The sequence below is a fragment of the Vibrio neptunius genome, assembly GCA_019339365.1.
In the GTDB taxonomy this organism is placed as follows: Bacteria; Pseudomonadota; Gammaproteobacteria; order Enterobacterales; family Vibrionaceae; genus Vibrio; species Vibrio neptunius.
This window is the reverse complement of the sequence record CP079859.1, coordinates 1-13,564: the sequence shown is the minus strand read 5'-3', so window position 1 is coordinate 13,564 and position 13,564 is coordinate 1. Positions and strand designations below refer to the sequence as shown.

The 13,564-nt window shown below is 46.2% G+C and carries 1 protein-coding gene and 9 pseudogenes; 6 read left to right on the top strand and 4 right to left on the bottom strand.

Annotated features, from left to right (window positions below):
- The first annotated feature begins 126 nt into the window (after window positions 1-126).
- Both KW548_00050 and KW548_00045 read left to right on the top strand, forming a co-directional pair.
- Window positions 127-865, top strand: a pseudogene (locus tag KW548_00050) (RNA pseudouridine synthase).
- Window positions 866-894: 29 nt separating this feature from the next.
- Window positions 895-1,860 (top strand): annotated as a pseudogene (locus tag KW548_00045) (D-2-hydroxyacid dehydrogenase).
- Here KW548_00045 and KW548_00040 read toward each other — a convergent pair.
- A pseudogene (locus KW548_00040) lies at window positions 1,857-2,590 on the bottom strand (transporter substrate-binding domain-containing protein). The pseudogenes KW548_00045 and KW548_00040 sit on opposite strands and share 4 nt — an antisense overlap.
- A 299-nt stretch (window positions 2,591-2,889) precedes the next feature.
- Between KW548_00040 and KW548_00035 the strand changes: the two are divergent.
- Both KW548_00035 and KW548_00030 read left to right on the top strand, forming a co-directional pair.
- Window positions 2,890-4,063 (top strand): annotated as a pseudogene (locus KW548_00035) (DUF898 domain-containing protein).
- Window positions 4,063-5,054: pseudogene (locus KW548_00030) on the top strand (M48 family metallopeptidase). The pseudogenes KW548_00035 and KW548_00030 overlap by 1 nt, the downstream one beginning before the upstream one ends.
- A gap of 53 nt (window positions 5,055-5,107) precedes the next feature.
- On the opposite strand, the pseudogene KW548_00025 reads toward KW548_00030, so the two are convergent.
- From KW548_00025 to pepA, 3 genes and pseudogenes are all read right to left on the bottom strand, one after another.
- Window positions 5,108-7,987: pseudogene (locus KW548_00025) on the bottom strand (valine--tRNA ligase).
- Window positions 7,988-8,063: 76 nt separating this feature from the next.
- On the bottom strand, window positions 8,064-8,534 hold the full coding sequence (locus KW548_00020) for a DNA polymerase III subunit chi (GenBank protein QXX06610.1): 471 nt from the start codon (window positions 8,532-8,534) through the stop codon (window positions 8,064-8,066).
- A 51-nt stretch (window positions 8,535-8,585) separates the two neighbouring features.
- Window positions 8,586-10,089 (bottom strand): annotated as a pseudogene (gene pepA, locus KW548_00015) (leucyl aminopeptidase).
- A gap of 190 nt (window positions 10,090-10,279) precedes the next feature.
- Here pepA and lptF point away from each other — a divergent pair.
- Together lptF and lptG are read left to right on the top strand one after the other, a co-directional pair.
- Window positions 10,280-11,401 (top strand): annotated as a pseudogene (gene lptF / locus KW548_00010) (LPS export ABC transporter permease LptF).
- Window positions 11,394-12,445, top strand: a pseudogene (gene lptG, locus KW548_00005) (LPS export ABC transporter permease LptG). The pseudogenes lptF and lptG overlap by 8 nt, the downstream one beginning before the upstream one ends.
- Window positions 12,446-13,564 lie beyond the last annotated feature (1,119 nt).

The following is a 13,564-nucleotide window of genomic DNA, read 5'->3' as shown; positions in this document are numbered from 1 at the left end:
TCACATGCAATCAATGTGTTAAATATTATTTACATGAAAAAGCTAAAACATACTAGGATGTGGAAACGCCGTCACAGGCATGACTCTGATATACTGGTTGCGTTTTATACCTGATTGAGATGTTTTATGGCTATGCAGCAATACTATCCTCCCACCGAGCCATGGATTGAGCGAGTATTTGAAGATGAAGGCATCCTTGTGGTGAATAAACCGTCGGGTCTCTTGTCTGTGCCAGGCAGGGCTGAAGAGCATTACGACAGCATGTGGAGCCGATTGAAAGACATCTATCCTGACATCCAACCGGTTCATCGTCTTGATATGTCAACTTCAGGTTTAATGCTTTTGCCAAGAACAAGCCCACAGAATCGGCGTTAAAAAAACAGTTTCAGTTTCGCCTCACGCATAAGGTCTACTATGCTCGTGTATGGGGGCAGGTTGAACAACAAGAGGGAAAAGTGGATCTTCCACTGATTTGTGATTGGCCAAATCGGCCGAAGCAGAAAGTCTGTTTTGAGCAGGGTAAGCCATCTCAAACCTTATTTGAGGTGGCGAAGCGGGAGGAGCAGACCACTATTGTCAGGTTACTGCCTATTACAGGGCGTTCACATCAGTTGCGTGTGCATATGCAGGCTTTAGGGCATCCGATTGTCGGAGATGAATTTTATTCGCAAGGGAGAGCTTTTGAATTCTCCAACCGTCTTGAACTGCATGCGGCTGAATTGAGTTTTTACCACCCTCAAGATGACTGCTTACGCAGTATTTTTTGTTCCTTGTGATTTTTATCCTGGAAGCGGAGGCGTTGATCTTTAACTATTTCGATCCTGTGCGAGTATTGCCTGATTACAAAGCGCTGCCGCGTCCATGATTTCATTATGGGCAGCGAAAGGAGAAGCTATGTCGCTGCCGAATGTTGTGTTCTTGGATCGTGCAACGATCCCAACTTATATCGAATTACCTCACCTTCCTTTTGACCATCAATGGATTGAATATGATTTTACCAGCCCCGAGCTGGTGGTAGAGCGGTTGAAAAATGCTCAAATCGTCATCACGAATAAAGTCGTATTAGATGCGGCAGTATTGCGTCAACTGCCGGAGCTCAAGCTGATCGCGGTCTCGGCTACTGGCTTCAACAACATCGACATTGATTACTGCCGTGAGCAAAAACATAGCCGTCACAAACGTGCGGGGGCTATGCCACTCAATCGGTGCCTGAGCATGTGGTTGGGATGATATTTGCTCTTAAGCGCAATTTGATGGGCTATCACAATGATATTGCTAATGGGGGAATGGCAGCGCAATAAGCAGTTTTGCTTCTTTACTCACCCAATTGGTGACGTAGCAGGATCAACTTTGGGCGTTGTTGGTTCTGGAGCTTTGGGTCAGGCCACTGCGGCTCTGGCTAGGGCGGTTGGGATGCAGGTTATTTACGCCGAACATAAAGGCGCAAATCTTTGTCGAAATGGCTACCTGCCATTTGAGCAGGTGTTGATGATGGCTGATGTGTTGACGCTACATTGTCCGTTGAATGAACAGACTCATCACTTGATTGGGCGTCATGAACTGGCTCAAATGAAGCCTGGCAGTGTGCTGATCAATACTGGTCGAGGTGGGTTGATTGATGAAGCGGCTCTGGTTGAGGCCTTAAAACGAGGCACCATTGCTGGCGCTGGCGTAGATGTGTTTAGCCAAGAGCCAGCGGATGATAGCAATCCGCTACTCGCCAATATGAATTTGCCCAATTTACTCCTAACACCACACGTGGCGTGGGGTAGTGACTCATCGATACAGAATCTAGCGAATATTCTGATGGACAATATTAACGCTTTTCATCAAGGGCGAGAGCAAAACCGTGTCGTTTAGTTGCTTTGAGATTGCTGCTGATGCCATTTAATAAGCCCTTGGTTAAAAACCTCTAGTAGTTTTTTCCTCTTGGACTTAGTTTTGAGAACATGACAAAGCCGTCGTTGTTAGAAAAGGTTTCGGGTGGTAGGTAATATTACCTGAATCTCTTCTGGTTGTTGGTTTTAGGTGATATATGCCGATTTGCCGTTCTTCCGGATAGATTTGGATGCGTTTGTGGTTAAGGCGCAACAGATTCTGACTGGGGCTATTGACCCGGCTTATACTGATCTCTTTGGCATCAATGAGTCTATCCAAAGCTTCCCCATAGCTGTAACCAAGCCCGCCGCCCATCTTATAGCCTTTTGAGATCGTCTATAGTAGACCAATCAAAGGCGAGGTCTTTGTGATGAAAGAAAACAAATTGCTCTTGTGATACGGGTTCACTGAAATAGAAATGTTCCGTCCGCTCATCATCAAACATCCACACCGCAGTGGCATCGTATTCGCCACTTTGGGCTTTCTCATAAGCTCTTGCCCAAGGGTAGAAAGTGAAAACCACCTTATAACCTTGTAACGCAAAAACCTGCTTGATGGTTTGTGCGACGACACCGTAATCTTCGAGGCTTTGACCGATAAAGGAGGCCAATCTCCAGCGGTGATGTTGACGGTTTTACGCGTGTTTTCGGCGTAGGCTGATGATATGAATAAACAGAAGCAAGGGAATAGCCGCTAGTGATTTCTTCAGCATCTGGGTTCCTTATTTGGTGACCTCTTAAGTAATTCTAGAAGACACGTACTCGATTGGCTCAATAACAACAAAAGCGCTGAGCGAACATGACGGTAGCCAAGCAAAAACTATTTGAGATCTCATGAGGAAACAAATTTGGTGTCTACCATATGTAAAATTATTGTATCAATCACTCATGTTATTTGTGATGTACATCAATTGGTTGCATTTTCTTGTTATTAAGACATGGACGATGGCAATGAAATGTAAGAAATTATTTGCCTTGTTTTTTTAGTCAACTACGTCAGGAAATGTAATAAATGGAACAAAAACATATAACGAATCCCATTAATTTTAAGGGAAGGGAGGCGAATTCTTTGGCATTTGGATAGTCAATGTTCTGCTGAGCATCATCACTTTGGGCATTTATTCTGCTTGGGCGAAGGTCAGAACAAAACGCTATTTCTACGGCAATACCTATGTCGACAATGATAACTTTGAGTATCATGCTGTGCCGATGCAAATCCTCAAAAGGGCGTATAGTCGCTGTTGCAGTTCTAGTCATTTGGGCTGTGGCTAACGCATTTTCCCAGTAGTGAGTGCTGTACTACTACTGGCTTTTTGGTTGCTTTACCTTGGTTATTGTGGAGCAATGCCCGTTTTGATGCCGCAATGACGAGTTACCGCAATGTTCATTTCTCTTTTGACTCTTCATTAAAAGATGCATATGTGGCACTGATGGGACGAGGTTTTAGGCGCTGTGCTGGCTGTGGCTATTTACGTTGGTGTAGTCATGGGAGTCGCCAGTGTTTCGCCGGTAGGAGCTACGGTATTGAGTATTGCTTCTTTTGTGTTCATGGCTGTGGTGTATGCATGGGTCGTGGCTGGCGCACATAGATATTTTTCTAATGGCTATCGATACGGAGACTGGAAGTTCAGTGCAGAACTCGAGACTGGCTTCTTCTTCAAAACCTATCTAAAAGCGATAGGTCTGGGTATTGTTGCGTCGATTGTTCTTTTGGTTGTGATGTCTCTGACGGTATTCAGCGGTTTCGATTTCACCACATTTCAGAGTGGCGATCTAAGCTCGTTGATGGGCGCATCTCAGTTTATGACGTTTATTGTGGCCTACCTAGCCATCATCATTCTGACTATCGGTCTAACGGCGTATACCACAACAAGATTACGCAATTACATTTTGACCAGCTACAAGCAAAATCGGCGCAAGAGTCAGACAATCGATACACTTTCAAGTCGTCACTAACTGCGAGAGGGTACACTTGGTTGGTGATCTCTAACTTCTTATTGCAGGTAGTAACCCTCAGTATTGCCAGACCTTGGGTTATGGTTAGAACGTCCCGCTATGTTGCTGATAATACCGTTGTGTTTGGTGATATGGGCGCACTGAAAGCGACAGATCAAGATTCAACGGTCAAATCAGCGGTATCAGATGAAGTGGCTCAGGCTTTTGATCTCGGTATCGGAATCAGCTAATGCTATTTGACGGGGTGGCATTTCCGCCACGTAGCTCGGAGCGTCATCCTGCCAAGTTGGATGTCACTCAAGCCAACGCATTAAGTTTGCGTGTTGATGGGAAAATCATCAGCTGTGACCAGCAATACGCCGATATCAGTGTGCCTGTTGGTAATCTCCCGTGCGTTTTAAATTCCCCGATGGCTGGGTGTTTGTCGTGGAGAGAACTACAGACGTCAGCCACTGGCTGGAGCGAAATCGCAGAAGCAGCACTATTGATAAAATGGAAGCTAACTGGTTGGCTTGGCTGTTGTCAGTAGCAGTATGTATCGGGTGGTATTAGGCAGCTACTTTTATGTTTTGCCATGGACCAGTGAGAAGGTCGCCAACGCCATCCCTGATTATGTAGCAGTGACGCTGGGCGATAAAGTACTCGAAAGCTTTGATAATCGCTGGCAAGAGAGCAAGTTGAGTCTGCAAGAGCAGCATGCGATCCGCCAACGCGTGATTCAGCATGTCACACAGCTGGAACCACTACCTTATCCTATTGAGGTGGTGTTTCGCTCCTCAGAACTTGGCGCCAATGCATTTGCTTTACCAGGTGGGAAAATCGTGTTGCTCGACGACTTGGTCACTCTAGCTGAGAATGAACAACAACTCGATAGCATTATACTTCACGAGCTAGGTCATGTTCATCATCGCCATATGATCAAAAGCTTGGTCCACTCGAGACTTACTTTCCGTTGGCGTTGCCCTCTTAACCGGCGAAAGTTCGGGAGTCGTGGATAACTTGGCTGGGCTAGGAGTTTTCTTCCTTGCCAATGGTCACTCTCGTGAAGCTGAATTGGAAGCTGACGTTTATGCTCGACAAGCGATGGTGGATATCTATGGCAGTAGTGTGCCGATGGCAGACATGTTCGAGTTAATCAGGCAACAAGGAATGCTGGACGTACCAGAGTGGATGAGTACTCACCCTGATTTTGAGCTACGTATCCAGTCCGCACGCGAATAGCAGAGATAAAAAAAGGCAGCGTATTCGCTGCCTTTTCTTTGTGTGGTACTGGTTTAGAGTGCCGCGATCGTTGTCTTCTGCTCTTCAAGCTTGATTAAGGTTTCTTGGTAACCTTCTAGCTTTTCACGCTCTTTCGCAACAACCGCTTCAGGCGCTTTAGCAACGAAACCTTCATTACCTAGTTTGCCTTCGATGCGTTTGATTTCGCCGTGAGTTTTTGATTTCGCCATCAAGACGAGCAAGCTCGGCATCTTTGTCAATCAGACCAGCCATCGGGATCATCAGCTCAGACTTTTCAACCAGTTTCGTTGCACAAGCTGGTGTCTCTTCACCTTTAGCCAGAACTTTGATTTCATCTAGTTTAGCCAGTGAGCTTAGTACAGTCTTGTTTGCTGCGATACGAGCTGCATCTTTCTCATCAGCAACCTTAACCATTACCGATAGACCTTTGCTTGGTGCAATGTCGTACTCGGCACATGGAGTTACGGATAGCAGTAATGAAAGTCTTAACCCATTCGATGTCTTCTACGATCTCAGCGTTGAAGTTCTCTTGGTTAAACTGAGGAAGCGCTTGAGTCATAATAGTGTCGCCTTCAACACCGTCTACTAGAGGCTTCACGCTCTGCCAGATAGATTCTGTGATGTAAGGAAGCACGGGATGAGCTAGACGTAGCGTTTTCTCAAGTACCGTGATCAGCATGTGGCGAGTCGCAACTTGCTGAGCTTCGAGTGCCTTTCCAAAAGAGCGGGTTTCGTTAGCTCTAGGTACCAGTCACAGAATTGGTTCCAGATGAATTCATAAAGCGTGTTTGCCGCCATGTCTAGACGGTAATTGTCTAGGTGAGCGTTAAACTCTTTCGCAGCCAGCTCAAACTGAGATTCAATCCATTTGTCAGCAAGAGAGGACTCAAGGTTAGCGCGCTCTTCAGCAGACAGTGACATGCCACAATCGTGCTCTTCTGTATTCATCAGTACGTAACGGCTTGCGTTCCATAGCTTGTTACAGAAGTTACGGTAACCTTCAAGACGCTTCATATCCCAGTTGATGTCACGGCCAGTAGAAGCCATAGCAGCAAGAGTGAAACGCAGTGCGTCAGTACCGTATGGTTCGATACCGTTTTCAAAAGTCTTACGAGTGTTCTTCTCGATCTTCTTCGCTAGCTGAGGCCGCATCATGTTGCCACAACGCTTCTCTACGAGAGACTCAAGGTCGATACCATCGATCATGTCGATTGGGTCAAGTACGTTACCTTTCGACTTAGACATCTTGTCGCCGTTTTCGTCACGGATTAGACCCGTTACATAAACGGTCTTGAATGGTACTTGTGACTTACCGTTTTCATCTTTGTTGAAGTGCATGGTCATCATGATCATACGCGCAACCCAGAAGAAGATAATGTCGAAACCAGTTACTAGTACGTCTGAAGGATGGAATGTCTTCAGGTCTTCAGTTTGCTCTGGCCAGCCTTGAGTACCGAACGTCCATAGTGCAGAAGAGAACCACGTATCCAGTACGTCGTCGTCTTGGCGAAGAACAACGACTGGTGCAAGGTTGTTGTTTGCACGTACTTCTTCTTCAGTACGACCTACATATACGTTGCCGTCGTTGTCATACCAAGCTGGGATACGGTGACCCCACCAAAGCTGACGAGAGATACACCAGTCTTGAATGTCACGCATCCAAGAGAAGTACATGTTTTCGTACTGCTTAGGAACGAACTGGATCTCGCCATCTTCCACTGCTTTAACAGCGGGCTCAGCAAAGAGGTGCAGCACGCACGTACCATTGGTCTGTTAGCATTGGTTCGATAACTACGCCACCACGGTCGCCGTAAGGAACCGTTAGGTCGTGATCTTTGATTTCATCAAGAAGACCAAGCTCTTCAAATTCCGCAACGATCGCTTTGCGTGCAGCAAAACGCTCCATGCCGTGGTACTTAGCAGGAAGCTCTGTAGAGTAAACATCGCTAGCTTCACCGTTAGTAGTGAAGACTTCAGCCGCATCACGGATATCAGCGTTGAAAGTTAGGATGTTGATCATTGGTAGGTTGTTACGCTTACCAACTTCGTAGTCATTGAAATCGTGTGCAGGGGTGATCTTCACACAACCTGTGCCTTTTTCCATATCTGCGTGCTCATCGCCTACGATAGGGATTAGACGGTTAACGATAGGAAGCAGGATCTCTTTACCGATAAGATCTTTGTAACGAGGGTCTTCTGGGTTTTACAGCAACACCAGTGTCACCAAGCATGGTTTTCTGGACGAGTAGTCGCAACAACAATGTAGTCTTTGCCTTCTGCTGTCTTCACGCCGTTTGCTAGCGGGTAGCGGAAGTGCCACATGTGGCCTTTTTTGTCTTTGTTTTCCAACTTCAAGATCAGAAATCGCAGTGTGCAGTTTTGGATCCCAGTTTACTAGACGTTTACCACGGTAGATTAAGTCTTCTTCGTACGGGCGAACAAACACTTCTTGAACAGCGTTAGATAGGCCCGCATCCATAGTGGAAACGCTCGCGGTCCCAGTCTACAGATGCGCCTAGGCGACGAAGCTGTTTAGTGATTGTGCCACCAGATTCGTTTTTCCATTCCCAGATTTTGTCGATAAAAGCATCACGACCGTAATCGTGCTTAGTTTTGCCTTCTTCAGCGGCGATCTTACGCTCAACAACCATCTGAGTTGCGATACCAGCGTGGTCTGTACCTACTTGCCAAGGGTGTTTTTGCCCTTCATACGCTCAGCACGGATCAGAGTATCCATGATGGTGTCTTGGAACGCGTGGCCCATGTGTAGGCTACCAGTGACGTTCGGTGGCGGGATCATGATGCTGTATGATTCTTTCGTCGTGTCGCCGTGTGGCTTAAAGTAGCCTTTCTCTTCCCAAGCTTGGTATAAAAGCTTGTTCAATTGAAGTTGGGTTATATGTCTTTTCCATAGCTATAGATATTCTGCAGATAGGTCTAGTTTAATTCTAAGTCAATCTTTATAAGTGAACTCTCTCGAAGGAGAGCTTAACTATAAGGATTGACCATTAGTGATGTGCGATGTCGATCGTTTTGTAGCTGATAACCCGCTTGGCGATAGATTTTATATCGTTCTCGCGCCAGTTGCTTGGCTTTTTCTTCGCAAGGGACGAAGTCTACCACCTCTGCAAACTTATTCGCAAAGGTTGTCTCATTTTCCGCCAAATTTATTACTAGTTGACGGTTCCATGAGGGCTTAACGCCTTGGTATCCGATTTCAATGCCTGTGCCATATTTTGGTCCTTCACCTGTGAGGTTGTGAGCCAGATATTGCTCGGCATCGACTTGCCAGAAACATTCCGCTAGCTGCTCCGCATGTTGTTTATCATGGCAATGGAGATAGACCTTAGCGCCTTGTTTGGCAAAGTGACCAGCCAGAAACAAAACATACTGCTCAAAGCCTTTTTGATTAGCTTGTGGTGAATCAGGCTTAATGATGTAAAACGTCGCGTTTGGCATAATCATTCCGAATAAAAAGGGCCTGTCGGCCCTTTAGAATTTGTTCAGAAATTACTCTTCTGTTTCTTGGCCACTGCGGTTCAGTAAGAACTGGACAAACATTGAGACCGGACGGCCTGTTGACCCTTTTGCTGCGCCTGATTTCCACGCAGTACCTGCAATGTCAATGTGTGCCCAGTTGTATTTTTAGCAAACTTAGACAGGAAGCAGCCGGCTGTAATGGTACCGCCAGGGCGACCACCGATGTTTGCCATGTCGGCAAACGGGCTCTTCAACTGTTCATGGTACTCGTCAGCCATTGGAAGGCGCCATGCGCGGTCACTCGCTTGTTCAGAAGCGTTGACCAACTCATGGGAAAGTGGGTTGTGATTAGAAACAACGCCACTGATGTGATGGCCCAATGCAATGACACAAGCACCTGTCAGAGTCGCGACATCGACAACGCAATCTGGTTCGAATCGTTCGACGTACGTCAATGCATCACATAGAACCAAACGTCCTTCTGCGTCGGTGTTTAGCACCTCGACAGTTTGACCTGACATAGTGGTTAGAATATCACCTGGGCGGTACGCGTTACTGCCAGGCATGTTTTCGCAGCCTGCAAGGACACCGATAACATTGATTGGTAGGTTCAGCTTTGCCAGAGATTTCATGGTACCGAAGACAGATGCTGCACCACACATGTCATACTTCATCTCATCCATTCCTTCACCGGGTTTGAGTGAGATACCGCCTGAGTCGAAAGTGAGACCTTTACCCACCAGAACAATTGGTTTTGCTTCTGAATCCGGGTTGCCTTTGTATTCCATGATAGACATCATAGATTCGTTTTTAGAACCACGACCAACGGCTGGGTATGAAGTCATACCCAGTTTTTCCATCTCTTGTTCTCCAATGATCTTGGTGGTGATGGTTTCGTAATCGTCTGCTAGGCGACGGCTTGTGAGGCAAGGTAGGCTGGGTTTGCAACGTTAGGCGGCATGTTGCCCAGGTCATAGATGCCTTTACGCCTGACGCAATAGCAAGGCCATGAGTGATCGCTTTTTCACCCAAGCTCAGCTCGCGACGAGTAGGGACGTTGAACACTAGCTTACGCAGTGGGCGGCGAGTCTCTGGTTTCACGCTCTTGAACTGATCAAAGTATACAGACCATCTTTTGTTGCTTCGACTGCTTGACGAACTTTCCAGTAAGTGTCGCGACCTTTAACGTGCAACTCAGTTAGGAAGCAGACCGCTTCCATCGAACCTGTTTCATTCCAGAGTGTTGATCGTTTTCTGAATAATTTCTTTGTACTGACGCTCGCCCAATTCACGTTCCTTGCCACAACCGACAAGTAAAACACGTTCAGACAATACACCTGGTACTTGATGCAAGTAGCATCTGTCCTGGTTTACCTTCCAGATCACCACGGCGAAGTAGTGAACTGATATAGCCGTCGCTGATTTTATCGAGCTGTTCAGCAACTGGAGAAAGGCGACGTGGTTCGAATACGCCTACAACGATACAAGCGCTGCGCTGCTTTTCCGGGCTACCACTCTTTACACTGAACTCCATGCGTACTCCTACATCCTGAAGACAAATAGAACTAAATGTTAGATAATGGCGTCTTACTTGTTGATTCCTTAATCGGAACTACTTTTAAATAAGCGCGTTAACAGTTAGCCAAAAATTTAAAAATAAAAAGGTTCAACGGGAAATTATAGTGATTCAATTAAAAAACAAGTTTTGTATAGGTAATTTCAGCGTGATTATTGTTAGATATTTGATCCACGAGACACTCAAGAGCCAGTTAGCGATATTTTTATCCTGTTTTTAGTGTTTTTAAGCCAAAAATTGATCAAAGTTTTAGCTGGATGCGTCGGATGGTGATATTCCCTGCCGGTCTGGTGATGCACTATGTGAGTTTGAGTATGCCTTCGATGGGCTTATTGATGCTCCCTTTGAGTCTTTTCCTTGGTATTTTGCTGACTTTCGGTCGTCTGTATGCGGAAAAGTGAAATAACTGTCATGATTACAACAGGGATCGGCAATAAATTCCTGATACGTGCTGCCTTGTATTTGGCCGTTATTACCGGTGTGATTGCCGCAGCCAATGCATTTGTGTTTTTCACCAATGAGTCAGGAAAAGCTGATTCAGTTACAGGAAGAAGTGGAAGCTGAAAATAGTGTTGATTTATTGCAAAAGGGTCAGTTCCAAGGCACCCCAGACGGTTCTTCAGTGGTCTTTATTGATGATATTGAAGGCAAGCAGCTTAAACATGTATTCGTTGCTCAGATGCGCCCACGTGATTCAATTTTGCCAAGTGTGTCCTTCTCGCAATCTGGTGAAGTGAAAAGAATTAAGTGATGGACGTCAGGTTATTCGCATGTACGACGGTACGCGTTATGAAGGTGTACCAACGCGCGTTGATTACATGGTGACCGATTTTGATCAGTATGAAGGTTTTGATTGGTCAACGTGATGTGAAACCGAAAGGGCGTGACTGGGAAGCTATCCCTACGATGCAGTTAGTGTCTAACCCAGATCCGCGCGCTCAGGCTGAATTGCAATGGCGTATTTCTCTGGTGGTTTGCATTCCGCTTCTGACCATGTTGGTTGTTCCGTTGTCAGCGGTGAATCCGCGTCAGGGGCGCTTTGCGAAAATGGGCCCAGCGATTCTCATCTATCTGGCGTATTTCCTCTCGATCAGTGCAACGAAGTCTGCGCTGGAAGATGGCTCGATCCCGTCTTTTATCGGTATGTGGCCGATTAACGCCGCTTTGCTGTTGACTGCGTTAGGGGATCAATTCTTTGGACAGTATTCCAATGCGACGCTTTAAAAGACAAACTAAGACAAAGAAAGAAGGCAGCATAAGTCGTGTTTAAAATTCTCGATCTGTATATTGGTAGAACCATTATCGCAACTACGTCACTGGTGTTGGCGACATTTGTGGGCCTTTCTGCCCATCATCAAGTACGTTGAGCAGCTACGTAAAGTAGGTCAGGGCAGTTATGGACTTAATCCAGAGCTCTTTTCTACGTATTGTTGAGTATTCCTCGTGATATTGAAATGTTCTTCCCAATGGCTGCATTATTGGGCGCTTTAATTGGATTAGGCATGCTGGCCTCCAAGTTCCGAGTTGGTAGTGATGCAGGCGGCTGGTTATTCCAAGCTTGATATCGGGCTGTCAGTAGTAAAAACAACAGTCCCATTAATGATTCTAGTGACTTTACTTGGTCAGTGGGGGCCCCTCGGCTCAAAAGATGGCGCGTGATCTGCATTGCTTTACTTTGCATCTGGCGGAGCGGAAAATCGTGTCAGTGCGAACCGGTGTTTGGGCGCGAGATGCGAACGACTTTATTTTCTTGGCAAAGTTGAAGACGATAAACTTTACTGGTTTGAACATGGCGCTTCGGCGATAAAAAGCAAGTAGAAAGTGTTGTGCATGCAGGCGGGAAGTCGATTATCTGTCTGATAATACCTGGGTGATGAAAGATGTTCAGGTTACGAGTATCCAGATGAGATTGGGAATCTCCTAAACCAGTTTGCAAAGGTACGTCGGACAGCCTCTCTCGCCCGAATAAATTTAGCTTGTAGTGCGGTAAAACCAGAAGAACATAACTTTGAGTGGATTATATGATTATGTCACTTACCTCAAAGCTTCGAGCAGGATGCCTCGCTATGAGTTGGCTTTACTGGCGTAAAATCACTCAGCCATTCTCGATCGCAGTGATGATGCTTATGGCGCTATCGTTCATTTGAGCGTTGCGCAGTGTAGACAATGGGAGCGCGTATTTTTATCTACAAGCGTGGTCGCGGGATTCACTTTCTACATCTCTAGCGAGTTCTTTGGTCCACACCCAGGCCTGGTTTACAGTATTCACTCCGGAGTCTTTGAATTGCTGTTATGCCTAGTATCGTGTTTTTAAGCCGTGGCGATTGAAATTGCTATTGCAGCTTTAAAGCGTCGGTTAGACATAAAGTGACAAGAGAAGCGCGCGAATGAGCCGCAAGAACGCTTTGCCGCCGCTTTTCAGAGCGGTACAATGGCAGTGCTTGACGGCGTTAAATCGTCTGGGTCGGTAGCAGAGAGCTGTTCCACTTCATAGCTCTGGGAGTGGAGGCTCAGTTGATTGTATTATCTAGGCTCCAGACTTCACAGGTGTGTTTGCTGCTTTCTCCTGACTGGAGTTATTTCAAAAAAGGCTGAGTTAATTTTGCTTCATGGGCATTTTTAAATCACGCTCTTTGGTACCCCAGCCAGCCCAGCCACAGCAAGACCATAAGATTTACTGGCAGCACCGTCCTGAACGCAGCATGCATGAGAAGGCAAATCGTATCGCCGTGCTCAACCGCATCTAAGTGGACATTCGCTAAATGAGGAATCTGGTTCAGTAATTTGATTCAAGCCCAAAATAGTTAGGTTAATACCATCAAGTTATGGAACCATGATTCTTTGCCAACCATTCTGCACTCATGCAGCCAAGGTGAGGCTCATCCGCCAAAGTACTTTTAGTACCTCAGCGTTTCCATCCATCAGTACTGGGCTATTAGGCGTCTGGGAAGGGATGTTAGCCGTTTCAGTCATCACACCGCTGAAGGTCAAAGACGTCCTGAGGCGAGATCATCGGATACTCCTATAAGCGTGAAGATGCAAATCGATCGTCAGGCCAATCTGTGCTGATTTCGACTGGGCACATGGAACCGATATAGACCATAGAGCAATTAAAGCGGTTTTGAAGCACGTAACCAGGTTGATTTTTTATGTTCAGCGGACTTCGAAATGCAAATCAGCATCTTACCTGTAGGTTTAGCTCTATCAGGATTAACTTCACAATAAATGGTTCATTCATTACTTGCTCGACGGCGGTGGCGCCCCTGACTGGATGTGAATACCAGGATCTTGACTCATTACAGGTCGACGTAATCTAAGCTGTCAAGCTCTGCAAGGTTTTGCAATTACACTCCTTTGAAATGGCCGAGCCAAATTCTGCAGCTTTTCTAGGTGGGGCAGTAAAAGGTCAAACAGCTCTTCCACAATTGTTTCT